A 25,762-nucleotide genomic window follows, 5' to 3' on the forward strand; every position below is an offset into this window, starting at 1 on the left:
TTTTAGCTTAATTAGTTATTTATCTTTTCGAACTGTGACGCATACTTGAGACTGAGACTGATTGAGACTGACTGAGACCGAAAACTGAAAACTGAGACTGAATACTGAGACTATCTACGATTCTCCTCGTAATATCGTGCTTCAATTCTCTTTATATCTTTAATTGAATTTTTAGCCCAAGCCAGACGTTTTTCTAGAATTTCCTCTTCTGATAAATGCCAGTCGATATCTGAATTTTGCAATCTGTTTGTTAAATTCTGAATGATGATAGCGACCGAAACTGAGATATTTAAACTCTCTGTAAAACCAACCATTGGAATTTTAAGAAATCCATCGGCTTTTTGAAGAATTTCTTCCGACAATCCATCTCTCTCAGTTCCAAAAAATAAGGCACTTGGTTTTGTAATATCGAAATCTTCCAATAAGCAATCATTTTCATGAGGTGTAGTAGCGATGATTTGATAACCTTTTTCTTTTAAAGTCGAAATACAAGTAGTTACCGAATCGAACTGATTAATGTCCACCCACTTTTGAGCCCCCATCGCAATTTCTTTGTCAATTTTTTTTCCGTAACGTTGTTCGATTACATTCAATTCCTGAATTCCAAAAACCTCACAGCTTCTCATAACAGCACTTGTATTGTGCATCTGAAAAACATCTTCTACTGCAATTGTAAAATGCTTGGTGCGATTTCCTAGTACTTTTAGGAATTTTTCTTTTCGGTTGTCTGTTAATATATTTTCTAAAAATGCGAGGTAATCTAAATCAATCATTTTAATTCTGTTTCTTTGCAAAAATATTACTTTTTTAAGCTGTTAAAAGATATTTTATATTGAAATCTTATTTATGAAACAACTAAATCTTCGGCACTAATTTTTACTTTTGGTTTCCCAAGTGCTTTTACAACATCGTTTAGTCTGATTTGATCTGCTTTAGAAAGGAAGACAGGAATCAACAAGCCCATTTCAATTTTCAAGATCCTATTAATAATTACTAAATCTTTCAAAGTAAAAGGCTTAATACCATTTATAAGTTCTGACATATGTGTTTTGCTTTTATGCCCTAAAATTGCGACTAGATTTTCTTGAGTTAAGTCAAACTCTTTTAATCTTTTACGAATTACAAACTTGCGGTTTTCCATAAATAGTCGTTCTAGTTCTGCAATACGTTCAGATTTTTCAATTTCCAAAAGTTTATGATCATCAATTTGGTCTACATCATTCCATTCTGATTTTTCATAGTTCTCTATTAAGTCTCTAAGTTTAAATCTTAAATTCTTAAAATGCACACTTTCTTTCGCTAGTAATCTAAGTTTGCGTTCGGCAATAAGAGCTCTTTCATAATCTAACTCATTTGAAATTAATCCATCACTAACTAATTTCTCAATATCTAAGTATGTTTTCATTATTCTATATAACCATTTTTTCTCAACCATTTTTCAACGGTCTTCTTATTGTTTTTAAAAATCGTTTCATATTCTTGGTGAGTTCCAGCCCAAATTATAGTAGCTTCTCCTTCAGAATCAAACTCAATTAAAATTAATGTTCGATGAATATTGATATCAAAAAAGTAAAAACCATCATTATGAACACAATCGGCATCGCCTCGTAAATCTTCGATTTTTTCTTTATCAGTATCAAAATTCTCTAGGTCAAAAATTAGCCTATCGATTTCAGTACACAATTTCTTATTCCCAATATTTTTACTCTTAATTTTTAAAATTATTTTCTTTCCAATAATTCTCATAAAGCATTGCAATATACAAAAGTTCTTATTAAAACCGAACTTTGTTGTTTTATAAAATTAAACCTCTCCTTTTACAACTTCATTAAAAATATCAAATATATAAGATTTAACTTATAAAAAATTAAATAGATCACACAAAACGACTATTGATTATTTTATATATTTGAGATTCAAAATTGGAAAACATGAAAAAGAAACTTGTAGTCTTAACCGGAGCCGGAATCAGTGCAGAAAGTGGTATCAAAACATTTCGTGACAGCGACGGTTTGTGGGAAGGACATGATGTAATGGAAGTTGCAACACCTGAAGGCTGGTATAAAAATCAAGAATTAGTTTTGGATTTTTACAACAAACGCCGTCAGCAGTTAAAAGATGTCAATCCCAATCTCGGACATATTATTCTGGCTGAACTAGAAAAAGATTTTGATGTTCATGTTATCACTCAAAATGTGGACGATTTACACGAACGTGCCGGAAGTACAAAAGTTCTGCATTTGCATGGAGAATTATTAAAAGTTCGAAGTGTTCAAAATAAAAATCTAATTTTAGATTGGACAGAAGATTTATTTACCGGAGATTTTGATGTGAACGGAAATCAATTACGTCCTCACATTGTTTGGTTTGGCGAAGAAGTTCCAGCCTTAGAAGAAGCCATTGATATTACTGAAACAGCAGATTATTTTGCCGTAATAGGAACTTCATTGCAAGTTTATCCAGTCGCAGGCTTAATTTCGTATGTTCCAAGTACAACTCCTGTTTTTTATATTGATCCAAAACCTATTGCAATTCCCAATCTTAGAAATAAGGTTGAAACGATTGCCAAATTTGCTTCGGAAGGAGTTGCCGATTTAAGAGAAAAATTAAAATCAATTTAGAGTATAATCATTAAACACAAATTTCACGAATTATCACGAACCTTCTGCTAATCTATAAAGGCAAAAAAATTAGTGCTAATTCGTGAAATTTGTGTTTTGTCTTCTTTTTAATGTATTCAATTGGATTTAGGATTACTTAAATCCGCAAATTCTGTTTATATTTGCACCTTTCGAAAAACAACATAACAATGACTACTCTAAACGAACTGAATGCTATATCACCAATTGACGGAAGATATAGAAATAAAACCCAAAATTTAGCCCCTTTTTTCTCTGAAGAAGCTTTAATAAAATACCGTGTTTTGGTTGAAGTGGAATATTTTATTTCTTTATGCGAAATTCCATTACCACAATTACAAGGTATTGATTCTGGTTTATTTGAAAGTTTAAGAAATATCTACAAAAACTTTTCGACAGAAGATGCACTTTGGATTAAAGAAACAGAAAAAGTAACTAACCACGACGTAAAAGCAGTGGAGTACTTTATAAAAGATGCTTTTGAAAAATTAGGTTTATCTCAGTATAAAGAATTCATTCATTTCGGATTAACATCTCAAGATATTAATAATACTGCTATTCCGCTTTCTACTAAAGAAGCGTTTGAGCAAGTTTATATGCCGACTTTAATCGCCGTAATTTCTAAATTAAAAGAATTGAGCGTTGAATGGAAAGACATTCCGATGCTGGCACGTACACACGGACAGCCTGCCTCTCCTACTCGTTTGGGTAAAGAACTTTTGGTTTTTGTAGAGCGTTTAGAAGAGCAGATGCGTTTGTTATTCAATGTTCCGTTTGTTCGCTAAATTTGGCGGCGCTACAGGAAACTTCAATGCACATCATGTAGCATATCCGCAAATTGACTGGAAACAATTTGGAAATAAATTTGTTGAAACTAATCTTGGTTTGCAAGCATTCTTTTCCAACAACTCAAATTGAGCATTACGACCATTTTGCCGCTTTCTTTGATGCTTTAAAAAGAATCAACACTATTATTATAGATCTAGACCGTGACATTTGGACGTATGTTTCGATGGATTATTTCAAACAAAAAATCAAAGCGGGAGAAATTGGTTCTTCTGCAATGCCGCACAAAGTAAATCCAATTGACTTTGAAAACTCTGAAGGAAATTTAGGAATTGCAAATGCTATTTTTGAACATTTGTCAGCAAAATTACCAATTTCGAGATTACAGCGCGATTTAACTGACAGTACTGTTTTACGTAATGTTGGTGTTCCGTTTGGACATACTATTATTGCTTTTGAAGCCACTTTAAAAGGTTTAAACAAATTACTTTTAAATGAAAGTAAATTTGCTGAAGATTTAGAAAGAAACTGGGCAGTTGTTGCAGAGGCTATTCAGACAATTTTACGTCACGAAGCTTATCCAAATCCATATGAAGCCTTAAAAGGACTTACTAGAACAAACGAAGCTATTGACAAAAATGCAATTCATAATTTTATTGCAACTTTAGAAGTTTCTGATGCTGTTAGAGCAGAATTAATGCAAATAACTCCTAGTAACTACACAGGAATTTAAAGAAAACACCAAATATTTTACCAAAAAAAGCTATCTTTATCGAGATAGCTTTTTTTATTTAAATCGAGAGTTAGCCCAGATTAAAATGAAAAGCCTTTTGAGAAAAAAGCCATATTTTTTTTGCAGGTACAGAGCGACCAACGGAAGCTCCTGGAACTGCTTAAAAAATAGGCATTTTTGAACAAAAGCTTGTAATGTAAAGCTGGATCAGCTCCTAAAAAAAATACCACTTATTATATGATTGCCTTAAATGCTGCATGACCGAAAGTACACATCACCTACAACCTTTAATTAGTGATTTGGGATTAATCCTTATGACTGCTGGAATTGCCGTTTTATTATTTAAAAAAATGAAACAGCCTCTGGTTCTAGGATACCTAATTGCAGGATTCTTAGCTGGAAACCATTTTGATTTTTTCCCATCTATAACCGACATGAAAAGTGTTGAAGTATGGGCCGAAATCGGGGTAATCTTTTTGCTTTTTAGTTTGGGACTCGAATTCAGTTTTAAAAAACTAATGAAAGTTGGAGGCACCTCATCGATCACCGCCATAACTCAGATTTTGTTTATGACACTGATTGGGTATTGTGTCGGCCAATGGATGGGCTGGGGAAAAATGGACAGCATCTTTTTGGGTGCCACTCTTTCCATCTCGTCCACTACTATTATAATTAGAGCTTTTGACGAACTTGGGGTCAAAGGAAAAAAGTTCGTTGGAATTGTATTCGGAGCTTTAATTGTTGAAGATATTGTAGCTATTTTAATGCTTGTGCTATTATCGACAATTGCGGTCAGCGATCAGGTATCTGGGGGTGAATTGCTTCAATCTGTTTTAAAATTGGTTTTCTTTTTAATTATATGGTTTTTAGGCGGTATTTTTATAATTCCGACAATCTTTAAAAAAGCCAAACATCTTATGACAGATGAGATGCTTTTGATTATTTCATTAGCATTATGTTTAATGATGGTAATTTTTGTCGCAAATGTTGGTTTTTCACCAGCTTTAGGAGCTTTTATTATGGGTTCTATTATCGCTGAAACTACAATGGCTGAAAAAATCGAACATTTGATTCAGCCGGTAAAAGACTTATTTGGCGCTGTTTTCTTTGTATCGGTAGGAATGTTGATCAATCCGGGAACTTTAGTGACTTATGCACTTCCTGTTGCATTGATTACGCTTTTAACTATTTTCGGAAAAGCATTTAGTTCTTCTATTGGAGCCTTAATTTCTGGTCAGCCTCTTAAACAATCTGTTCAAACGGGAATGAGTCTGGCGCAAATTGGAGAGTTCTCCTTTATTATTGCAACACTCGGAATGACTTTAAAAGTAACCAGCGATTTCTTGTATCCAATTATTGTGGCAGTATCTGCAGTAACAACTTTTACAACTCCGTTCTTAATCAAATATTCTGAAACATTTGCTCAATTTTTAGAATCAAAAATGCCTAAAAAATGGGTTAAAAATATTAACCGCTACAGTGTAAATGCACAGGCCATTAAGTCTGTCAGTACTTGGCAGGTGGTACTGCGTTCTTCAGTCACTCAAATTATTCTTCACACCATTATTATTGCGGCTATTATTTTACTGTCGTCCCGATTTGTAGCGCCATTAGTAGCCGATACACGTTTTGGAAATACTTTAGTCGCTTTATTAACACTGGTAATAATTGCGCCATTTTTATGGGCGCTTTCGCTTCGTCGTGTTAAAGTGGAAGAAGTAGAAATACTTTGGGAAGAGCGCAAATATCGAGGAGCACTTTTAATGCTGATTTTAATCAGAATGAGCCTTGGATTATTCTTTGTTGGATTTCTATTGAATATTTTCTTCTCGCCTTTAGTAGCATTTGTGGCGCTGATTATTGCGATTGCCGCCTATCAAATTTTCCCTAAAAAACTGAACGAACAATACCATAGAATCGAAAATCACTTTTTGAAAAATCTTAATGATCGTGAAAACAAAAAAATCGACAGAAGATATGCTAATCTAATGCCGTGGGATGGTCACATGTCATTTTTTGAAATAAAAAAAGAATCTAATTTAGTTGGTAAGACATTACAAGAATTAAAGATTCGGGAAGAATTGGGAATTAATATTGCCTATATTAAAAGAGGTGAAGTTACGATACCAATTCCAACCAAAATTGAACGTTTATTTCCTGGAGATGAAATCTGCGTAATTGGTACCGATGCCCAGATTGTTGAATTCACTAAATTTTTAACTCAAAATGAAACTGAAGCTCCCGGAAAAGTAGAAGAAACTAATATTGTACTACGTCAGCTTGAAGTTTCTCAGGAAGAATTTATTCAGAAAAGTATCGGACAATTTAGAGCGAAAACAGACGGAATGGTTGTTGGAATAGAAAGAAACGGAAATCGTATCCTAAATCCAGAATCTAGTTTAATCTTAGAGAAAAACGATATTCTTTGGGTCGTGGGCGACAAAAAAAGAATGACTGCTTTATTGGCGGTTAAGTAAGTTTTTTTAGGTTCAAAGGGACAGAGGCTCAAAGATGCAAAGGTTTTTCTGCGAGCATATCATTTTCTTATATAAAAGCACTACAATTTTCAAAATGAAAATTGTAGTGCTTTTTATTTTATGAGCCTTTGAACCTCTGCCCCTTTGAGCCTTTGAACCTAAAAAAAACTTACTTATTTGGCTGTGGTGTCAAACGTAAATAAGGTTTAATTGGCGTATGTCCTTTTGGGAATTTTGCTGGAATGTCGCTGTCTGGAATTGCAGGTGCAATTACAACATCTTCACCGTCTTTCCAGTTTGCGGGCGTTGCAACGCTGTAATTTGCTGTCAATTGCAAACTGTCAATAACACGAAGTAATTCGTCAAAATTTCTTCCTGTCGAAGCTGGATACGTCAAAGTCAATTTTATTTTTTTATCTGGTCCGATCACAAAAACAGAACGAACTGTAAATTTGTCGCTCGCATTTGGATGAAGCATATCGTATAAATTCGCTACTTCTTTATTTTCATCTGCAATAATTGGAAAAGTAACTTCTGTATTTTGAGTTTCGTTAATATCTTTAATCCACTCTTTGTGTGAGTCTAAACCATCTACACTCAAAGCAATAACTTTCGTATTCCTTTTGGTAAATTCAGGAACATAGTTAGCTACAGTTCCCAATTCAGTAGTACAAACAGGAGTAAAATCTGCTGGATGCGAAAATAACACACCCCATGAATCTCCCAACCATTCATGAAAATCAATTGGTCCCTGCGTGGTTTCTGCGTGGAAATCTGGAGCTATATCGCCTAATCTTAATGTTGACATAATTTCAATTTTTTAGTTCCTTTAAAATTAACTAAAAAATGCATTTAGAAAAACATTCAAAACGTAAAAAAAAGTTAAAATTCTACTTTATCGATATAATTACTATTTTAAACTAAATAAAACTTAGGATAAAGTACCAGAAGGCAAGGGTTACAAAAGAAATTGGAATTCCGTAACCAATCATCATACTGCTTAATTTTGGCTTTAATCCGTAAGTCGAAGCTAAAATTGCTCCAGTAATCATGGGTGCCATAGCAGTTTCCATTAAAGTAATTTTGATCACTTCGGAACGTTGATTGAAAATAAAAACATAAAGAACAAAAATTACGAAAGGAACTAAAATCAGTTTAAAGAAAAGTCCCAATCTTAAGAATTTCCAATGCTGGCTTTTTCGATCAAAACTTAACTGCAATCCAACTGATAGTAAAGCCAAAGGTGTGACCAAACTTCCAATTGCTAATAATATAGATTGAAAGTTTTCATTTAAATCAACTTGAAAAATATTCATCAAACAAGCCAAAACAAACATTATAAAAGGCGGAAACAAGATTATCTTTTTTAAAATCCCTAAAGCATTTGGACTTCCTTTGGAATAAAAAGCCGCAGTAAAAACACCAAGTGTAGACACCACTACGAAAGTCCCCGGCTGATCTACCAAAACAGCGGTTTCTAATCCTTTCTTCCCAAATAAAGCTTCAATAATAGGATAACCGAGAAAAGAACTATTACTCAAACCTGCTGTTAAAATCAGACAGCCAATTAATTTATTGGACCAGCCGTTTCTTCTTCCCAAAAAATGAAAAAATATAAAAGCAAATATGTAGGTAATCCAGCCCGCACCTATTGGAAAAAGCAAATCAGTGCTCCACTTTATTTTCGGAATGTGATATAAAGTAATCGCAGGAAGGCAAAAATAAATAACAATTTTATTGAGTGTCTTATAAATGTGTACAGGAAATTGTTTTACCCGCTGTAAAATTAAACCGATTGAAAGAAAGAGAAATATTAAAAGGAAGTTGTTCATTAATTGGTTGTTAGTAATTAGTAACTAGTCCTTAGCAATTAGTTATTAGTACTTATTTTTAAGATCAAATTGTTAGGCTGAATTAAAGCTCACATTTTTTTACTAAACATTTTATACAATAATAGTTATTACTAATTACTATGCAAAAGTAATAATTACAAAGCATTAAAGCTCAAGACTAATTACTAAGGACTAGTTACTAATCGTTAAGGAATAAAAAAAAAGTTAAATTAGTATTTTGTGTTACAAAAAGATGTAAATTTGTAACATATTTTATTACAGTATGATTTCAGGTAAATTTGCCATAACGATTCACATTCTTACTTTACTCAATAAATTTCCAAACGATTATTTGTCTTCGGAGTTTATTGCGGGGAGTATCAATTTAAATCCGGTTTTGGTTCGAAAAGAAATTGCCAATTTAAAAGCACATCATATTGTAGAAAGTAAAGAAGGAAAAAATGGAGGAACAAAATTAGCCGTAAATGCTTCTAAATTGACTTTAAAAGAAATATTCGAAATGACTTTTGAAACTATTGGTCTGGGCTTCGCCAAAAATCAGCCAAATCCTGATTGTCCCGTTGGGAAGAAAATCAATCAGAATCTGGAAGCTTTATACAGCGAAATGAATCAGAAAGTTAGCGCGCGACTTGAAAACATTTCTTTAGAAGATTTTTCGAATCAATTTTAAAAACTATTTTTTTGACTAAAACTGTAACATTTTTTATTACTAAATAAATTTATATATTATGAAAATCGCAATTATTGGAGCTACAGGATTTGTTGGCTCAGCAATCTTAAACGAATTAGCAGACAGAAAACATGAAATTACTGCAATCGCAAGAACTCCAAAAGATAATGCAAATGCAACTTGGGTCAGTCGCAGACATTTTTAATGTTGACGCTTTGGCAGAAATTTTAAAAGGACACGATACTATTATCAACGCTTACAATCCAGGATGGACAAACCCAAACATTTACGATGACTTTTTAGCAGGTTCAAAAGCGATTCAGGAAGCAGTTAAAAAATCGGGTGTAAAACGTTTTATCACTATCGGAGGAGCTGGAAGTTTATTTGTTGCACCAGATTTACAAGCTGTTGATACGCCAGATTTCCCAAAAGAAATTTATCCAGGAGCAAATGCTTGCAAGACATTATTTAAACATCATCAAAGAAGAAAAAGATCTAGACTGGGCATTTTTTAGCCCTGCGTTCGAAATGCACGCTGGAATTAAAACAGGAAGAACTGGAAATTACCGTTTAGGATTAGAAAATCCTGTTTTCAATGACGAGCAAAGAAGTATTTTATCTGTAGAAGATTTAGCGGTTGTAATTGCTGATGAAGTAGAAACTCCAAAACATCATCAAGTACGCTTTACAGCTGGTTACTAAAAAGATGCTAAGGTTCTGAGATTCTAAGTCGCTAAGTTTTTTTCATGCCACGATTTTTCGCGCATTATTTTTTAAACAAAATGATGTGTCATCGTGAGCGAAGTCGAAGGACACACAAAGTAATTCTGCAATACTACTCAGACCCGACAGGTTTCGAAAACCTGTCGGGTCTCTTTGTAGTTAAACAATCCTTGTCGAGTTACTTGCGTGTCTTTCGACTTCGCTCAAGATGACAAAAAAATGTAACAAATTAGTGTAAATACATATAATTCGTGGCAAACTAACTTTTTGAAACTCTTTTTGTTTTCTGTACTTTTACATTTCTAAAAAATGCGTTTTGTCAAATCTCAATAAACAAGCTGGCGACTTAAGTGAAAAAGCTGGAATTTCACCTCCTGAAATCACCAATGTTTCAGCTATTAATCAAATTAAGCACAAACGCAGACAACAGCCTTCGTCAGAAGAATTAATTAATGGTATTTTAGAAGGGAATAGAACTTCTTTAAGCCGTGCCATAACTTTAATCGAAAGCACTAATTCAGATCATTTTGAAAAAGCGGGCGAAGTAGTTCAGGGCTGTTTGTCTCATGCAAATAAGTCAATTCGTATAGGAATTACGGGCGTTCCCGGCGTTGGAAAAAGTACTTTTATTGAAGCTTTTGGAAAACAACTTACAGCATTAGGCAAAAAAATTGCAGTTCTAGCAGTTGATCCCAGCAGTTCACTTACACACGGAAGCATTCTTGGCGACAAAACCCGAATGGAAGAATTGGTTAAAGATCAAAATGCTTTTATAAGACCCAGCGCTTCTGGAGAAACTTTGGGCGGTGTGGCACGCAAAACCAGAGAAACCATTATTCTTTGTGAAGCGACAGGATTTGACACTATAATTATTGAAACTGTTGGTGTTGGTCAAAGCGAAACTGCGGTACACAGTATGGTCGATTTCTTTTTACTTTTAAAAATATCAGGCGCCGGAGATGAACTTCAAGGCATTAAACGCGGTATTATGGAAATGGCTGACGCAATTGTCATTAATAAAGCGGATGGTGATAATATCAAAAAAGCCAATCAGGCGAAAGTAGAATTTAATCGCGCTTTACATTTATTTCCACCAAAAAAATCAAACTGGCGACCAAAAGTTACGACTTGCAGTTCTGTAACAAAAGAAGGTATTTCTGAAGTATGGAATACAATTTCTGACTACTTTGAAATGACTCAAGAAACTGGAGTCTTTCAAGAAAAAAGAAAAGAACAAAATCAGTTCTGGATGATGGAAGCCATTAATGAGCAGTTAAAACAAAACTTTTACAATCAGCCAGAAATCATTTCACTTTTAGAAGAAAATAAAAAAGCAGTGCAAAATGATGAAATTTCACCTTTTGCAGTTGCTTCTGAATTATTAAAATTGTATTTTAATAAAGGTGCAAAGTAGCAAAGGTTCAAAGGAACAAAGTTTTTTCTCTGTTTCTTTGAACCTTTGTTCCTTTGTAACTCTGAGCCTTTGAACCTTTATTTAGCTCTAAGCTTATACTTACTCTCCTTATACAAATTCCCCGCTGTAATTACATGTGCCAAAGCATCTTTTGCTAATTCTTCATTTAATTTTACAGGAATTAAAGTCGTATCATTTTTAACTTCAAATTGCAAAGGTTTTAAATTTGGTCGCATAATCACAACCTGATTTTCAACTCTGAAAGCATTAATGTCGTTAAACTGCATAATCGATCTCCCCTGCACCTTTGGATCTAATTTATTTAAATTTCTTCCCACCATTGGTGTTTCAAACGGAATTCCTAAATAGCTTAATAATGTTGGCGGAATATCAATCTGACTTGCCAATCTATCGTAAACGGCTCCTCGTGAAACTCCTGGTCCTATTATAAATGCCGGAATATGGAATTTGTTTATGGGTACTAAATTCTTTCCGTATGTTCTGGTATTATGATCTGCTATTACGATAAAAATAGTATTCTTGAAGTAATCCTCTTTTTTAGCCAATTCGAAGAATTTTCCAATAGAGAAATCGGCATATTTCATTGCGTTGTTTACAGTCGCTTCTTTTTTATCATAAGGTTTAATTCTTCCCGCTGGATATTCAAATGGTTCATGATTTGAAGTTGAGAACATCAGGGAGAAAAATGGTTTATCGCCTTTTGATTTAAAATATTGGTTGGCTTTGGTTACTAAATCTTCATCAGAATATCCCCAAGTTCCTTTAAAAGCATATTTATTTCCATCAGACTCAAAATCGGATTGATCGATAATATCACTAAAGCCGTTTCCGTTAAAGAACGAAGCCATATTATCAAAATTTGCCATGCCGCCATAAATAAAACTTGTATCGTAACCTTTGTGTTTTAAAGCATCAGCAAGTGTAAAAAATCCTTGTTGTGAGTTTCCTAATCGAACCACACTTTCTGAAGGTGAAGGTAAAAAACCAGTTACAACTGCTTCAATGCCACGAACACTTCTGGTTCCTGTACAATACAAATTGGTGAATAATGTTCCTTCTTTAGATAATTTATCAAATTCTGGCGTTAATGGTTTCCCTCCAAGAATCCCCACGTATTCTGCACCTAAACTTTCTTGTAAAAAAATCACCAAATTATAAGGTTTTTTCAAAACAGAGTCTGGTCGCTGTACATGCAGAAACGGAATTTCAGCATCTGTAAAGTCACTTGCTCCCGCGATCATATATTTTTTTACGCGTGCAATCGCTTCGGCTTCATCCATTTTACCGTACATTTTGGTGTTTCCTTCATTTTTTATAGAATATGCTTGCAAAAGCAACTGTATAAAATGAATTTAACCCTAGCGTATTGGTTAATTGATCTGTTGAAAAAACAGCATTACTAGCATTTATAGGACGTTTTGAAGTTAGACTCGAACGTGCACCAAAAAATAATAGAAAAGCAAGTATTGGAAATACCATCAATTTGAACTTATAGTCGGTATTTGTGGTGCAAAAATATTTCTGCCCTTTTTTAAATGCAAAATAAAGTACAATTCCTAAAATCAGAAAAGTAATGATTATAGAAGTCAGGTAACTTTTTAAAAGCATTCCAACAACTTCTTTTGGATAAATAAGATAATCCAAGAAAATCTTATTGGGTCTTGTATCGTATTGTTTTATAAAATCCGGCGAAGCCAATTCTACAAAAAGAATAAAAAACAGGAATAAAAAACTATAGATTACAAGAAATTTATTGGTGAATTTTATCCTTTTATTGGGTAAAAATGTAATCAATAAAGCTGGAAGAAAAGATAAATAACAAAGTAATATCAAATCCATTCTTAGACCAATTGGAAAAATATACCAGAAATTAGGTGTTTCTGCTACCCTTTCTTTAAAAAGGAAAAATAAAAAGATTCGGCTTAAAGTAGTTATCAATAAACCGATTGCTATAAAATTAAATATAGGTTTTAAAAAACTTAATTTTTTCATTAGATAATGTAAATGTTTTTACCGTGCAGTCATAAAGACGCACACAGAGCGCGGTCTTTATTCTTCGTAACGGTTTAATTCGCGGTCGTAAAAAGCATTTGCTTTTTCAATCAAACCTTCCATTTCTGCATTTAATTCTGCTTCGTCAAGATCTTCTGCTTCTTCTAAAAATTCTACCTCATCATCTTTTAGATTGATAATAAATCTTGGATAATCAAGGTGAATGATAAAAATATCATCTGGAAAATCAGTATTGTCTCCAAGTAAAAATTTAGGTAATTCCATCTTTTATTTATTTTTTTAGTGTTTATATTATTTTGTCACAGTTCAAAAACCTTTATAATCTGTGCCTTATTTTCTGTTCAAATTTAGTTATTTGAAACCGATTTTGTTATTGCTCTTCTAATTAGTAATAAAAAGCGAATGTAGAGTAACTCTTAGTATACTGCTTTGAATTCACTTGTAATCAATTTTAGTCGGCAAAGATAATCAGAAGTCGCGAATTCTATCCTATTAATAAAAATATAAGCCAATATTAAGACTAAAATCATTTTACAATAATATTATATAACGATTTTTAAAAATTGTATAACAATCTCGAAATACCTCCGTTTTACTTTTACATCATTAATAATTCAAAATTATAAGCCATGAAAAAATTACAGATTATTTGCCTAGTCGCTTTTGCTTTTTTATTCTCTAACACAACATTCGCTCAAGAAACAGAAGCAACAAATTACGATCAAGGATTTAGATTAGGATTTGGAGTTAACGGAGGACTTCCAACCGACAACGATTATGACTGGGCTCTTGGTGGAGACGTTCGTTTACAATACGATCTTTCTAAAAAAACATCGTTAACCTTAACAACAGGTTTTACTAATTTATTTAATGGCAAAAAAGATGCCGTAGGAAATGACATTAAAGATCTTGGATTTATTCCCGCTAAAGCAGGTTTTAAAGCCTTCGTTTTAAAAGATCAATTTTATGTTCTAGGAGAACTAGGTGCTGGTTTTGCAGTAACAAACGGTTACAACAACACTACTTTTTTATGGGCGCCAGGAATTGGATACGCTAATAAATACATCGATTTAAGTGTTCGTTACGAAGATTATCATGATTTTAAAACCAACCAAGTAGCACTTCGTGTTGCATATGGTTTTAAACTTTAAAAAATAGGTTTAATTTATTATTTTGTTTTTGGTAAAAACCCGACAGCTCGCATAGTCTGTCGGGTTTTTTATTTCTAACATTTTCCAGTTTATAGTATAAAGTAAACCCGACAGATTTTAAACCTGTCGGGTTTCTTTGTCAAAAAAAATATCTATTGACACATTCGCAAATTATCCAATACTAACTCTTTTCCAAAGTTTTCTTATACATTTCAAAATTGTCTTTAATTTCCTTAGCTAAGTCGGGAACCTGAATATCCGTATATTGTTTCATTTCCTCCCAAATAATTTTAGCTACAATATAGCGCGCCATATCTTTATCATCAGCAGGAACCACGTACCAAGGCGCATGCTCTTTAGAAGTCTGATTTATTGCTTCTTCATAATATTCCTGATATTCATCCCAATGTTCGCGTTCCTTAAGATCTCCCGGCGAAAATTTCCAATTGTGCTTTCCTTCTTCTAAACGGCGTAATAAACGAGATTTCTGTTCATCTTTGCTTAAATGCAGAAAAAACTTCATCACAATCGTTCCGTTTTCGGCAATGTGCTTTTCAAAATTATTGATTTGTTCAATTCTGTTTTTCCAAAATTTTGGTTTAATATCATCAACCGACTTAATATCTGGTAGATTCTCTGCCAAAATATACTCAGGATGCACTCTTGTCACCAAAACATTCTCATAATGTGTTCTATTAAAAATCGCAAATTTCCCTTTTTCCGGCAAAGCAATATAATGACGCCATAAATAATCGTGTTCCAATTCAGTCGAATTTGGTGTCTTAAAACTATGAACCACAACCCCACGCGGATTAAATTCTTTAAAAACTTCCCGAATCAAACTGTCTTTTCCAGAAGTATCCATTCCTTGAAGGCAGATTAAAACCGAATATTTATTATGCGCATACATGACATCCTGCAAATCACTCAATTTTGACTGAACCTTATCTAGTTTTTCTTCTTTTTCATCATCATCTGCATCAACATTTAATAAAGTCGGAAGCTTCTTTAATTTTATTTTATCTACAACTTTAAAATCTTTCGGGTCTATTGATTTCATATTTTTAATTTTTTGTCTCATAAATATACTAATTTTACGAAGCATATTCCTGCTATTCATTGCAATACTTTTCAATAAATTGCTTTTTTCTAAGCCATAACAAGAGCTTCCGTTGGTCGCTTTGTTCTGTCAAGAAAAAATTCAATTTCTTTTCAAAGTATTTTCATTGCTATCAGGGCTAGGCAGTTATTTTCAAAATAGACATTCATTTTACATATAAACTTTTAACTTGTAATGAAAAAAATATTTATTATACTTTTTCTCTTTAATCTATACCAAAGTTTTTGTCAGGATATAAATCACGAAAATTCAAAAAAAGCTTATATCGAAGTTTATGGAAAATGTTTTAAAGATTTAAAACCAATTGAAGGAACAAAAGATATACTCCCACCAAAAAAAGATGTTTCATTTTACTCTTTATATCAATGTGTATCGCGAATTGAATATACAGAAGGCAACAAAAATATTCAGGAAGCAATTTTAAAAAGAGCTGTCGAAATAACAACTCTTCTCTATAAACAAGAAACTCCTATATATTTATTAAGCGGAATTAACAGTTCTGGTACGGAAATAATGGAAAACAAAAGCTTGACAGATGATAACAATTTAGTCTATATCGCTATTGCCGATTGTATTACCTCTAACTCATTAGAAAAAATTAAAGATACTGTAAATCAACATACATTAAGACTAATCAATATAAAATAAGACAAAAACATTTTGTCTTTCAAAACAACAATTCATGGAAAAATTCACATTAGAAATACTATTTCAAATCATCGGAATCGGTTCGGCATCAGGATTATTTTATAATAACGATGCACTTTACATCATTGGCGACAACAGCGGATTCTTGTACGAGTACAATATGCAGAAACAGCAATTAAATCAACACGCTTTAATTGAAAATCCGACACAAAATATCCCAAAAAATTTAAAACCCGATTTCGAATCATTAACACATCATAACGACACGCTTTATGTTTTTGGTTCTGGTTCTACCGAAAACCGAAACAAAATGATCGAATTCGATTTGAAGTCCAAAACCGTTTTAAAGAAAAATAATTTGGCAGATATATACGGTTTAATGCAAAGTTTTGGCGAAATAAAACCGGAAGATTTCAATTTGGAAGGCGCCATTTTCGATGGCGAAAACTGGTATTTATTCAATCGAGGCAACGGAATTTCAAACAAAAACACCATTTTTACCATTCATGCAAAAAGTCTTGAAGATGAATTTGCGTTGATTGCTGTCAATTACAAACTTCCAAAAATAAAAGGCGTTCGTTCAAGTTTTACAGACGCCGTTTTAGTCGATGATAAAATCTATTTCCTTTCAACCGCAGAAGACACTAAATCAACTTATGACGACGGCGAAATATTAGGAAGTTTCATCGGAAGAATCGATCTTAAAACCATGAAAATCGATTTTACCCAAAAAATAACGGCAACCAATAAATTTGAAGGTTTGACTTTCTATAAAAAAGAAAACAATAAAATCGAGTTTTTACTTTGTGAAGATAATGACACGGATCTTTTAGAAACTAAGATTTATAAATTGACGATTCCTGTAAAATAATGCGACATTTTTTTATTTAGACAGTCTTTGTCTATATCAGAATATCATAAGTAATAATTATAAACCATAAAAAAATAATGATCAGAAAAACCACTTTCGCTCTTTTAGTTTTTATTACAAGTCAAATATCACACGCACAATTTCAATATCCTTCAACACCTGAACATCCAGTTGTAGATGATTATTTTGGAACAAAAATCACAGATTCTTACCGCTGGATGGAAGACATGAAAAACCCAGAAGTGCAAAAATGGTTTAAAGATCAAGGCGATTATACCAATTCTGTTATTAAAAAAATCTCTGGCCGTGATGCTCTTTTCAATAGAATGAAAGAAATGCAGACTTTAGGGGGAGATACTTATAGTTATGTGCGACAATACGGAGAGAATTATTACTACACCAAAAAGAAAAAAGAAGAAAGTATTGATAAACTCTACATTCGTAAAGGCTTAAATGGAACCGAAGTTTTAATCTTAGATCCTAATACTTATAAAAAAGATGCAACGATTACCAATTTTACAATAAGCCCGGATCAGAAAAAATTAGCGGTTACCTTATCTCAAGACGGTGCAGAAGTTTGTGATCTGCGAATTATGGATCTTGAGTCTAAAACTTTTCTCGAGGATAATTTAACGCCGGTATGGAGCGAATTTAGTTTCACATTTACCCCAGACAGTAAAGGGATTACTTATACAAAAATGAGTACTAATGATAGTAAAAGTGATAATTTTCTAAAAAACATGAAATCTTTGCTTCACACTATTGGCAGGAATCCTGAAACAGATAAAATTCTGGCTTCAAAAGAGAATAATCCAAATTTAAACCTTCTGTCGGAGCAGTTTCCTGACATCACTTTCTCTGACAATTATACATACATAATTTTAGAAATCGGATCTACAAAAAGCGAAATATTGGCTTTTTATGCTCCTTACTCAGAACTTAGCAATCCTAAAATAAATTGGAAACCGCTTATTAAATATGAAGACGAAATTACAAGCTATCAAATAATTGGAGATCAATTCTTTTTTCTTTCACACAAAAACGCACCAAATTATAAAATAGGATTAACGGATATTAAAAATCCTACTATTAACAATGCTAAAATTGTAATTCCGGAAGGCAATAAAATATTACGCAGAATTCAGAAAACTAAAAATTTCATTTATTATACTTTAAGTGACGGAATCGTTCAGGACAAATATCAGATTAACCCAAAAACATTAGAAAGTAAAACAATAGCTCTTCCAAAAGGTTCAAATGGAGGTTATGCTTTAAACTCTCGTGAAAATGATAATTTATTGTTTTTTAACAATGGCTGGATCACGCCTTCTACGACTTATTATTTTGATGGTGGTTCTGGTAGCTTAGAAAAGTCAAAACAATTTATTTCGAGCGGAAATTATCCCGACTTTTCAAAACAATATGTTGTAAAAGAAATTGAAGTACCAAGTCATGACGGCGTTATGGTTCCTTTATCTATTATTTATCCTAAAAATATTAAAATAGACGGTTCTGCTCCTTGTTATATTAGTGGTTATGGCGCATACGGATCAAGCAGAACGCCATATTATATTGGCGATGATTTTATGGCATTGCTGGAGCAAAACACTGTAATTGCTTTCGCACACGTTAGAGGCGGCGGGGAAAAAGGAGCAAATTGGCATAAAGGAGGTCAAAAAGCAACTAAACCAAATACTTGGAAAGATTTTATTGCTTGTTCTGAATATTTGATAAAAGAAAAATATACTTCACCTGCTAAACTTATTGGAAATGGTGCCAGCATGGGAGGTGTATTAATTGGAAGAGCAATTACAGAACGCCCCGATCTTTTTAGAGTGGCACTTATTGAAGTTGGCGACACCAATATTATACGAAGTGAAATTACTCCGAATGGTCCAAATCAAATACCGGAAATTGGTACTTTAAAAAACGAAACAGACACTAAATATCTTCTAGAAATGGATGCGCAAAGCAAGGTTAAAAAAGGAGAAAAATATCCTGCTGTATTAGTTCATACTGGAATCAACGATGCAAGAGTAGATTCTTGGATTCCAGGTAAGTTTGTCGCAATTTTACAAAATTACAATAGTTCAGAAAGACCAATCTTATTGCATGTAAATTACGCAAACGGACATTTTTCTAATGATCTAGACGTAACTTATAATGATAGTGCAGATATGTTTGCTTTTGCATTGTGGCAGGTTGGAAATTCAAAATTTCAAATTGCGAAATAAGCAATTAGCATAAATTAAATTCACCTTTTACTTTGTATAATTCTTTGTGAATCTCTGTCTAATAATTTTACCTCAAAGATTCACAAAGAATAAACGCAGAGAAACAAAAATGTATTTCGATGACCATATTAAACGTAGAGAAGTCCTGCAATGCGTCTTCGCAAAGAATGTCATATTCACCCAAATTTAAAGAACATCCATTTTAATGAAGCAACTCTACAAACCATTACAATTATTCTGTTTTTTGTAAGCCTTAAAAGCTATTCTCAAACACGAGAAGCCATAATTCATTTTAAAGACGGAGATTCTATTGAAGGTTTTGCTTCTTTAAAATTCAATAAAATAAAATTTAAGGTTACGCCCGAGGATAAACCAGATACTTGGGACGAAGAATTTGTTAAAAAAATTACATTCCTTGATTTTGGCGTTACTAGAACTTTCGAATATGTAAAGTTAAACTCTTTAGACAAACCAAAATTGGTTGAAATAATTACCCAAGGTGAAGCGACTTTATATAAAAAAATAGGATCCGATTTTAGTCTTACAGACATGATTTATAATCCGTACGATGATCGCCCTGATAATACCTTAAGCCCAACTTTAAAAACACAATTAGGATCGCAGGCTCAACAACAATTGTCAAATTCTAATGTAAGCGAACCTTCTACATTCTATTATATCAAAAAGCCAAAAGATAAATACCCAACTTGTTTAAACTGCGGTGTTATAAACGCGTGGAGAAAAAACACTTCCAAATTTTTCGCTGACTGTGATTTCATCGTTAAAAAATTAAAAGGCGATAAATGGGTTTTCGAAGACATTAAAGAAATTGTGGAATTTTATAATGATATTTGTTTAGGAGAATAAAAAACTGCAAACTGTCAACATATCACGAAAGACGCACTGCGGTACGTTTACTAAAGTATATATAAAAAAACATCATCGATTCTCTGACGTTAGACGCACTGCAGTGCGTCTCTACAGTAAAAACTTTGAACCTTTGTAGCTTTGTAACTTTGTAACTTTGAACCTAAAAAAAATATTTTAATATTTTTTTCATACCTCTCCCAACCTTTTTATCTTTTTATCTCTCTATATAAGAAAGACAACAATTGTGATAAACGAGACTCAAATAGCAAACTGTAAAAAAATGCACCGCGATGCCCAGCGCGAGGTGTACGAATACATGGCGCCCAGATTGTACCGCCTCTGTAAACGATATTTAAAAAAGGAAGAAGAAATTGAAGAAGCGCTGGCCGATTCTTTCTTCACCATTTTTACCAAACTGGATCAATTAAAAGAAGCATACGCTTTTGAAGCCTGGGCCAGAAGAATTACTGTAAACCATTGTTTGGCGAGGATTCGAAAAGAAACAAACTTCAATATGTACCTTGACGATGTTAAGCTGATTTCTCAGCCTTCAACAGACGAATTGACAACATTGGAAGAAGAAGATTTACTCAATTTATTAAACCATATTCCAGACGGCTGTAAAACAGTCTTTAACCTTTTTGTTATTGAAGGTTTCGGACACAAAGAAATAGCCGAAATGCTGAAGATCTCCGAAGGCACCTCAAAATCACAATTGAATGCCGCAAAGACCAAATTGAAAGAACTGGTTAATAAACTGTATTATCAAAAAGCAAAATAGTCATGGACAATCAAGATAAATTATTCAATAAAATAAAACAAGCTTCGCAAAATGCCGAGTTTAAGGACTTTCCCGGAATGGAAAAAGTCTGGTCGCGTGTGGAAGACAAATTAGACAAAAAGGAAGATAAAAAAACAATTGCTTTATGGAAAAAAATTGCCATTCTTGCTTCTCTTCTTTTACTGATTTCTTTAGGTTCTCAGTTTTTACATACCGATAAAAATACCGTAACTGAAACTCCAAAGGTCGTTATTCAGGAAACTGAAAAAGAGAATTCTCCAAAACCAGTTTTAGACGAAAAAAACACTTCTACTGGAATTGTTTCAAACGAAGAAGGGGTTAAAATTTTAGAAAATCAAACTAAAAGTAAAGAGCGCGTTGCCATTCAGGAATCTATCGCACCAAATACAGAGTTAGTCCAAGCCGCGCCTGCGCCAAGAATTGCAGCTGAAGCAGTTATTGCACCCGTATCTGTAAAAGAAGATGTTTTTGAAGAAGAAGACAACAATATTGTTTCCAAAAAAGTAACTCCAGACATGGGTTATCCTAGCGACCCGCAAAGAGAATCTGCTAAAGTTGCCTTTGCAGATAAAAGTGCCCAAAGAGCTAAGAAAAGTGCGCCTTTAGTAATTCTTAACGGAAACGCTATGGCACACAGCGATGCCGTGAAAAAAGATAAAATGATGCAGAACGAACTTCCGAATCTAAATCCAGAAAATGTTGATTCACTCGTAGTTCTAGATGAACCATTATACATAATCGACGGTATTTATTATTCTGAAAATGATTTATTCGGCAATAATCCAACAAGTCCTTATGCACCGTTAGACAAACAAGACATTAAAACCATAACGATTTTACAAGATCTTGAAGCCACTTCTAAATATGGCGAAAGAGGAAAAAAAGGCGTTGTTATTATTACTACTAAAACAGGAAAACCGGCTTTAAAAAAATAGCCAGACAAAAAAATCTGTGTCAAAGTTTAAAACCTTGACACAGAAAAACATCCGAACATTAATCTAAAAACTTATTATCATGAAAAGTCTAAAACTTATTTCATCAGCCATTGCTATGCTTATATGTTTCGTAAGCGCGGCGCAAGAAAGAATTATTACAGGAATCGTCTCAGATGAAAACAAACAGCCTATTCCCGGCGTAACCGTCATCAATCAAACTTCTAAAATAAATACTGCAACCAATTTTGATGGCCAATATAGCATTAAGGCCAAAACAGGAGATATGTTGGTTTTTACCTACCTTGGATACAAAAAACAAAGCCAAAAGGTTCAAAATTCTAATATTATGAACATTAAGCTTCTTCCAGATAATCAGACTTTAAATGAAGTTGTTGTAGTTGGTTATGGTACCAGTAATTCAGAATATGAAGACCGCAGTTATGCACGCGCCGAAAGAAAAAAAGAAAAAAGAGACGAGTTATATGTGTTAGCAGGAAAAGCGACAGGAATGCCAGTTCAAAACAATATGGGATATGTTGCAAGTCCAAGTCCGACTATTGTAATACGAGGAATAGCATCACCTTCTCTAAAAGACGAACCTATGTATATTATTGACGGAGTTCCTGCAAAATCAAATCAAATAGCTAAAATTAACCCAAATGACATTGACAATGTTTCTTTTTTAAAAGATATTGCCGCAACTTCGGTTTATGGAAGTAAAGCTTCAAATGGTGTGGTGGTTATTTCAACAAAAAATGAACTTTATAAAAATCTTTCAGAAAAAGAATTAAACAAAAAATTAAATATCATTACGCCAATTCCTGCCGAACCAACTCAGGAAGATTACGATACTTTTGTTGAAAACGCTTTTGAAAGTCCAAAAACAGCACCGCTTTCTACATTTTCTATTGATGTTGATAATGCTTCTTATACCAACATCAGACGTTTTTTAAATAACGGACAGCAGGTTCCAAAAGACGCAGTGCGTGTAGAAGAAATGGTGAACTTTTTCAAATATACTTATCCACAGCCAAAAGATCAGAATCCGTTTTCTATTAATACAGAAGTAAGTGATTCGCCTTGGAACCCCAATAATAAAATTTTGAAAATTGGTTTACAGGGAAAAAACATTCCAACAAATGATTTACCAGCTTCGAATCTTGTTTTCTTAATTGATGTTTCGGGTTCTATGAGCGATATGAACAAACTGCCTTTGCTAAAACAATCTTTAAAAATATTGGTAAACGAATTAAGATCAAAAGACAAAGTGGCAATTGTAGTTTATGCAGGCGCAAGAGGAATGGTTTTACCTCCAACTTCTGGCGATGAGAAAAAAACAATTATTGATGCTTTGGATAAATTGCAATCTGGCGGCAGTACGGCAGGCGGAGCAGGAATTGAATTGGCTTATAAAACTGCGGCAGAAAATTTTATTAAAGACGGCAACAATCGTGTCATTCTAGCAACTGACGGCGACTTTAACGTGGGAAGCACTTCTAACTCTGACATGGAAAAATTAATTGAAGAAAAAAGAAAAACAGGCGTTTTCCTGACTTGCCTTGGTTACGGAATGGGAAACTACAAAGACAGTAAAATGGAAATTCTTGCCGATAAAGGAAACGGAAACTACGCTTATATCGATAATATCCAAGAAGCGAATCGTTTTTTAGGAAAAGAATTTAAAGGTTCTATGTTTGCTATCGCGAAAGATGTAAAAATTCAGATTGAATTCAATCCAAAACAAGTTCAATCGTATCGTTTGATTGGTTATGAAAACAGAAAATTGCGCCCAGAAGATTTTAAAAATGATGCTATTGATGCTGGAGAATTAGGAAGCAATCATACCGTTACGGCTTTATATGAAATTATTCCTGCAGGTGTAAAAAGTAATTATTTAGACGGACAGCCTGATGATTTAAAATATACCAAAACAGAAACCAGTTCAACGAATTACAGTAATGAATTGGCAACGATAAAATTCCGTTACAAAAAACCTGACGGCGAAAAAAGTATCGAAATGGTTCAGGTAATTGAGAACAAATCGGTCGCTATGGATAAAGCGAGTGATGACATGAAATTTAGTGCTTGCCGTAGCTTGGTTTGGTTTGAAATTAAGAGATTCAAAACTAATCGCCGACAAATCTTCTGAAGAAATTGTAAAACTGGCAAAACGAGGAAACTCAAATGATGGCGAAGGGTATAAAGCTGAGTTTATTCGACTTGTTGAAACTTCAAAACAGTATAATTAATAAATATTGTATTACATTTGGCTTTTTTAAAACATTAATTTTTTATACTCGTATGAACCCTATTTTAAGCCAAAATCTATTTTTAGTAAAAGAACATGTTGGAATGTTTAAAAGTCGCTAATAATTATGACATATACAATCCAGAAACGAATCAGATAATTATGAACTGCCGAGAAAATAATCTTGGTTTTTTCACTAAAATACTTCGTTTTACAGATTACAAAAGAGCAACTCCGTTTAATATTGAAATCACAACTGCTTCTGGCGAAAAGCTAATTACCGTAAGAAGAGGTGTTGCCATATTCAGATCGACAGTTGAAGTCTTAGATGAAAAAGATCGTCTGCTTGGAACTTTCAAACAAAAATTCTTTTCTATTGGAGGAAAATTTGATATTCTAGACAAAAATGAAAGACCCGTTGCAACTTTACAAGGAAAATGGACTGGCTGGGATTTTAAATTCTCACACGAAAACAGACAATTGGCTCAAGTAAGTAAAAAATGGGCGGGCCTAGGAAAAGAATTTTTCACAAGCGCCGATAATTATGTGCTTCAAATTGAAGAAAATGTTGTCGCCGACAGTCCGTTGAGACAATTAATCTTAGGAGCTGTAATGTGTATCGATATGGTTTTGAAGGAATAATAAAAGTTGTTAAACTTAGATTAAGAATATATTTTAAAGCATCATTTTAGTTTGCAAAAGCTTATTTTTGTAGTACTTAAAATGATGCTTTCTGCATTTCTAAAAATACAATCATGACCGACTTAAAAAATAAAAATGCACTTATTACAGGTGCTGGAAAAGGAATTGGAAAAGCTGTAGCAATTGCTTTGGCAAAAGAAGGTGTAAACCTGATTTTAGTTTCTAGAACTAAAAGCGATATTGATCAATTGGCAGAAGAAACTGCAAAATTTGGCGTAAAAACTTTGGCTTTGTCTGCTGACGTTTCTGATATTCATTCTATAAATACGGCTATTGAAAAAGCTATTTCAGAATTTAAAAGCATTGATATCTTAATCAACAGTGCCGGAATTGCTTCTTTTGGAAAATTCTTAGAATTGGAGCCAGAAGCTTGGGAAAGAATTATTCAGGTGAATTTAATGGGAACATATTACACAACACGCGCCATTATTCCAAATATGATCGAAAGACAAACCGGCGATATTATCAATATTTCTTCGACTGCTGGATTAAACGGAAATGCTTTAACAAGTGCCTACAGCGCTTCAAAATTTGCTGTTTTAGGTTTAACCGATTCTTTAATGCAGGAAATGAGAAAACACAATATTCGTGTTACGGCTTTAACACCAAGTACTGTTGCGACTGATATGGCAAAAGACTTAAACCTGACTGACGGAAATCCAGAAAAAGTAATGCAGTCTGAAGATATGGCAGATTTGATTATTGCGCAGTTAAAATTAAACCGAAGAGTATTTATTAAAAACAGTAGTATCTGGTCTACTAATCCTTAACAAATTGAAAATCCAAAAAATTAAATTCCAAATTCCAACTTATAACAAGCGGCATTTGGAATTTCAGATATTGGAATTTAAA

At 33.2% G+C, this 25,762-nt stretch carries 22 protein-coding genes and 3 pseudogenes; 16 read left to right on the forward strand and 9 right to left on the reverse strand.

What is annotated here, in order from left to right; genetic code table 11:
- Positions 1-110 precede the first annotated feature (110 nt).
- From ACZZ95_RS27835 to ACZZ95_RS27845, 3 genes are all read right to left on the reverse strand, one after another.
- Entirely contained in the window at positions 111-773 is a 663-nt protein-coding gene (locus ACZZ95_RS27835; RefSeq protein WP_463471793.1) for a TrmH family RNA methyltransferase, read from the reverse strand.
- A gap of 71 nt (positions 774-844) precedes the next feature.
- The gene (locus tag ACZZ95_RS27840) at positions 845-1,435 is read right to left on the reverse strand and encodes a helix-turn-helix domain-containing protein (protein ID WP_463471560.1); all 591 of its coding nucleotides are present in this window, start codon (positions 1,433-1,435) and stop codon (positions 845-847) included.
- Positions 1,405-1,746, reverse strand: coding sequence for a type II toxin-antitoxin system HigB family toxin (locus ACZZ95_RS27845; RefSeq protein ID WP_463471561.1), 342 nt, complete (start codon positions 1,744-1,746; stop codon positions 1,405-1,407). The genes ACZZ95_RS27840 and ACZZ95_RS27845 overlap by 31 nt, the downstream gene beginning before the upstream one ends.
- A gap of 185 nt (positions 1,747-1,931) precedes the next feature.
- Here ACZZ95_RS27845 and ACZZ95_RS27850 point away from each other — a divergent pair, with 185 nt between their 5' ends.
- The 3 genes and pseudogenes from ACZZ95_RS27850 to ACZZ95_RS27860 all read left to right on the forward strand — a co-directional run bounded on the left by ACZZ95_RS27850 (position 1,932) and on the right by ACZZ95_RS27860 (position 6,635).
- Positions 1,932-2,621 (forward strand): SIR2 family NAD-dependent protein deacylase, encoded by a 690-nt coding sequence (locus ACZZ95_RS27850; RefSeq protein WP_463471562.1) that lies wholly within the window; start codon positions 1,932-1,934, stop codon positions 2,619-2,621.
- Between the two features lie 188 nt (positions 2,622-2,809).
- Positions 2,810-4,158: pseudogene (gene purB / locus ACZZ95_RS27855) on the forward strand (adenylosuccinate lyase).
- 257 nt (positions 4,159-4,415) lie between these two features.
- On the forward strand, positions 4,416-6,635 hold the full coding sequence (locus ACZZ95_RS27860) for a cation:proton antiporter (protein WP_463471563.1): 2,220 nt from the start codon (positions 4,416-4,418) through the stop codon (positions 6,633-6,635).
- Positions 6,636-6,804: 169 nt separating this feature from the next.
- Here ACZZ95_RS27860 and ACZZ95_RS27865 read toward each other — a convergent pair whose 3' ends face one another.
- The gene (locus ACZZ95_RS27865; protein WP_095951991.1) at positions 6,805-7,443 is read right to left on the reverse strand and encodes a peroxiredoxin; all 639 of its coding nucleotides are present in this window, start codon (positions 7,441-7,443) and stop codon (positions 6,805-6,807) included.
- 112 nt (positions 7,444-7,555) lie between these two features.
- Entirely contained in the window at positions 7,556-8,467 is a 912-nt protein-coding gene (locus tag ACZZ95_RS27870; RefSeq protein WP_463471564.1) for an AEC family transporter, read from the reverse strand.
- 283 nt (positions 8,468-8,750) lie between these two features.
- Here ACZZ95_RS27870 and ACZZ95_RS27875 point away from each other — a divergent pair, with 283 nt between their 5' ends.
- The 3 genes and pseudogenes from ACZZ95_RS27875 (at position 8,751) to meaB (ending at position 11,295) form a co-directional block, all read left to right on the forward strand.
- Positions 8,751-9,158: an RrF2 family transcriptional regulator gene (locus tag ACZZ95_RS27875; RefSeq protein WP_463471565.1), complete on the forward strand. Its 408-nt coding sequence runs from the start codon at positions 8,751-8,753 to the stop codon at positions 9,156-9,158.
- 58 nt (positions 9,159-9,216) lie between these two features.
- Positions 9,217-9,860: pseudogene (locus tag ACZZ95_RS27880) on the forward strand (NAD(P)-dependent oxidoreductase).
- 337 nt (positions 9,861-10,197) lie between these two features.
- The gene (meaB, locus tag ACZZ95_RS27885) at positions 10,198-11,295 is read left to right on the forward strand and encodes a methylmalonyl Co-A mutase-associated GTPase MeaB (RefSeq protein WP_463471566.1); all 1,098 of its coding nucleotides are present in this window, start codon (positions 10,198-10,200) and stop codon (positions 11,293-11,295) included.
- A 77-nt stretch (positions 11,296-11,372) separates the two neighbouring features.
- On the opposite strand, the gene ACZZ95_RS27890 is transcribed toward meaB, so the two are convergent.
- The 3 genes from ACZZ95_RS27890 to ACZZ95_RS27900 are packed head-to-tail and all read right to left on the reverse strand — an operon-like array spanning position 11,373 to position 13,593.
- Positions 11,373-12,653, reverse strand: a complete 1,281-nt coding sequence (locus ACZZ95_RS27890) for an LTA synthase family protein (RefSeq protein ID WP_463471567.1) — start codon at positions 12,651-12,653, stop codon at positions 11,373-11,375.
- Positions 12,622-13,308 (reverse strand): LTA synthase family protein, encoded by a 687-nt coding sequence (locus ACZZ95_RS27895; protein WP_463471568.1) that lies wholly within the window; start codon positions 13,306-13,308, stop codon positions 12,622-12,624. Before ACZZ95_RS27895 ends, ACZZ95_RS27890 begins: the two co-directional genes overlap by 32 nt.
- A 57-nt stretch (positions 13,309-13,365) precedes the next feature.
- Positions 13,366-13,593 (reverse strand): hypothetical protein, encoded by a 228-nt coding sequence (locus tag ACZZ95_RS27900; protein ID WP_463471569.1) that lies wholly within the window; start codon positions 13,591-13,593, stop codon positions 13,366-13,368.
- A gap of 365 nt (positions 13,594-13,958) precedes the next feature.
- On the opposite strand from ACZZ95_RS27900, the gene ACZZ95_RS27905 reads away from it, so the two are divergent.
- Positions 13,959-14,480, forward strand: a complete 522-nt coding sequence (locus tag ACZZ95_RS27905; RefSeq protein WP_463471570.1) for a hypothetical protein — start codon at positions 13,959-13,961, stop codon at positions 14,478-14,480.
- Positions 14,481-14,661: 181 nt separating this feature from the next.
- On the opposite strand, the gene ACZZ95_RS27910 is transcribed toward ACZZ95_RS27905, so the two are convergent.
- Positions 14,662-15,540, reverse strand: a complete 879-nt coding sequence (locus ACZZ95_RS27910) for a PPK2 family polyphosphate kinase (protein WP_463471571.1) — start codon at positions 15,538-15,540, stop codon at positions 14,662-14,664.
- A 234-nt stretch (positions 15,541-15,774) separates the two neighbouring features.
- Here ACZZ95_RS27910 and ACZZ95_RS27915 point away from each other — a divergent pair, with 234 nt between their 5' ends.
- The 9 genes and pseudogenes from ACZZ95_RS27915 to ACZZ95_RS27955 all read left to right on the forward strand — a co-directional run bounded on the left by ACZZ95_RS27915 (position 15,775) and on the right by ACZZ95_RS27955 (position 25,680).
- The gene (locus tag ACZZ95_RS27915) at positions 15,775-16,248 is read left to right on the forward strand and encodes a hypothetical protein (RefSeq protein ID WP_463471572.1); all 474 of its coding nucleotides are present in this window, start codon (positions 15,775-15,777) and stop codon (positions 16,246-16,248) included.
- Positions 16,249-16,282: 34 nt separating this feature from the next.
- Entirely contained in the window at positions 16,283-17,119 is an 837-nt protein-coding gene (locus tag ACZZ95_RS27920) for a DUF6929 family protein (RefSeq protein WP_463471573.1), read from the forward strand.
- A 77-nt stretch (positions 17,120-17,196) separates the two neighbouring features.
- The gene (locus ACZZ95_RS27925; RefSeq protein ID WP_463471574.1) at positions 17,197-19,353 is read left to right on the forward strand and encodes a prolyl oligopeptidase family serine peptidase; all 2,157 of its coding nucleotides are present in this window, start codon (positions 17,197-17,199) and stop codon (positions 19,351-19,353) included.
- Between the two features lie 150 nt (positions 19,354-19,503).
- Positions 19,504-20,220, forward strand: coding sequence for a hypothetical protein (locus tag ACZZ95_RS27930; protein ID WP_463471575.1), 717 nt, complete (start codon positions 19,504-19,506; stop codon positions 20,218-20,220).
- A 283-nt stretch (positions 20,221-20,503) separates the two neighbouring features.
- Positions 20,504-21,004 carry an RNA polymerase sigma factor gene (locus ACZZ95_RS27935; protein ID WP_463471576.1) on the forward strand — a complete coding sequence of 167 codons (501 nt, stop codon included), beginning with the start codon at positions 20,504-20,506 and terminating at the stop codon, positions 21,002-21,004.
- 2 nt (positions 21,005-21,006) lie between these two features.
- Complete coding sequence (locus ACZZ95_RS27940) at positions 21,007-21,960, forward strand: hypothetical protein (RefSeq protein ID WP_463471577.1); 954 nt, start codon at positions 21,007-21,009, stop codon at positions 21,958-21,960.
- 79 nt (positions 21,961-22,039) lie between these two features.
- Positions 22,040-24,209: pseudogene (locus ACZZ95_RS27945) on the forward strand (vWA domain-containing protein).
- Positions 24,210-24,304: 95 nt separating this feature from the next.
- Positions 24,305-24,850, forward strand: a complete 546-nt coding sequence (locus ACZZ95_RS27950; protein ID WP_463471578.1) for a phospholipid scramblase-related protein — start codon at positions 24,305-24,307, stop codon at positions 24,848-24,850.
- A gap of 113 nt (positions 24,851-24,963) precedes the next feature.
- Positions 24,964-25,680 (forward strand): 3-ketoacyl-ACP reductase, encoded by a 717-nt coding sequence (locus ACZZ95_RS27955; protein WP_463471579.1) that lies wholly within the window; start codon positions 24,964-24,966, stop codon positions 25,678-25,680.
- Positions 25,681-25,762: the final 82 nt, after the last annotated feature.

The sequence above is a fragment of the Flavobacterium sp. AC267 genome (assembly GCF_979258715.1).

Bases quoted from the DNA above. Each gene is read 5' to 3' on its own strand.
- ACZZ95_RS27865 (WP_095951991.1), bottom strand. From the start codon at position 7,443: ATGTCAACATTAAGATTAGGCGATATAGCTCCAGATTTCCACGCAGAA.
- ACZZ95_RS27935 (WP_463471576.1), top strand. From the start codon at position 20,504: ATGCACCGCGATGCCCAGCGCGAGGTGTACGAATACATGGCGCCCAGA.
- ACZZ95_RS27850 (WP_463471562.1), top strand. From the start codon at position 1,932: ATGAAAAAGAAACTTGTAGTCTTAACCGGAGCCGGAATCAGTGCAGAA.
- ACZZ95_RS27940 (WP_463471577.1), top strand. From the start codon at position 21,007: ATGGACAATCAAGATAAATTATTCAATAAAATAAAACAAGCTTCGCAA.
- ACZZ95_RS27915 (WP_463471572.1), top strand. From the start codon at position 15,775: ATGAAAAAAATATTTATTATACTTTTTCTCTTTAATCTATACCAAAGT.
- ACZZ95_RS27905 (WP_463471570.1), top strand. From the start codon at position 13,959: ATGAAAAAATTACAGATTATTTGCCTAGTCGCTTTTGCTTTTTTATTC.
- ACZZ95_RS27950 (WP_463471578.1), top strand. From the start codon at position 24,305: ATGTTGGAATGTTTAAAAGTCGCTAATAATTATGACATATACAATCCA.
- ACZZ95_RS27870 (WP_463471564.1), bottom strand. From the start codon at position 8,467: ATGAACAACTTCCTTTTAATATTTCTCTTTCTTTCAATCGGTTTAATT.
- ACZZ95_RS27860 (WP_463471563.1), top strand. From the start codon at position 4,416: ATGACCGAAAGTACACATCACCTACAACCTTTAATTAGTGATTTGGGA.
- ACZZ95_RS27925 (WP_463471574.1), top strand. From the start codon at position 17,197: ATGATCAGAAAAACCACTTTCGCTCTTTTAGTTTTTATTACAAGTCAA.
- ACZZ95_RS27920 (WP_463471573.1), top strand. From the start codon at position 16,283: ATGGAAAAATTCACATTAGAAATACTATTTCAAATCATCGGAATCGGT.
- ACZZ95_RS27895 (WP_463471568.1), bottom strand. From the start codon at position 13,308: ATGAAAAAATTAAGTTTTTTAAAACCTATATTTAATTTTATAGCAATC.
- ACZZ95_RS27835 (WP_463471793.1), bottom strand. From the start codon at position 773: ATGATTGATTTAGATTACCTCGCATTTTTAGAAAATATATTAACAGAC.
- ACZZ95_RS27910 (WP_463471571.1), bottom strand. From the start codon at position 15,540: ATGAAATCAATAGACCCGAAAGATTTTAAAGTTGTAGATAAAATAAAA.
- ACZZ95_RS27900 (WP_463471569.1), bottom strand. From the start codon at position 13,593: ATGGAATTACCTAAATTTTTACTTGGAGACAATACTGATTTTCCAGAT.
- ACZZ95_RS27840 (WP_463471560.1), bottom strand. From the start codon at position 1,435: ATGGTTGAGAAAAAATGGTTATATAGAATAATGAAAACATACTTAGAT.
- ACZZ95_RS27930 (WP_463471575.1), top strand. From the start codon at position 19,504: ATGCGTCTTCGCAAAGAATGTCATATTCACCCAAATTTAAAGAACATC.
- ACZZ95_RS27845 (WP_463471561.1), bottom strand. From the start codon at position 1,746: ATGAGAATTATTGGAAAGAAAATAATTTTAAAAATTAAGAGTAAAAAT.
- ACZZ95_RS27875 (WP_463471565.1), top strand. From the start codon at position 8,751: ATGATTTCAGGTAAATTTGCCATAACGATTCACATTCTTACTTTACTC.
- ACZZ95_RS27955 (WP_463471579.1), top strand. From the start codon at position 24,964: ATGACCGACTTAAAAAATAAAAATGCACTTATTACAGGTGCTGGAAAA.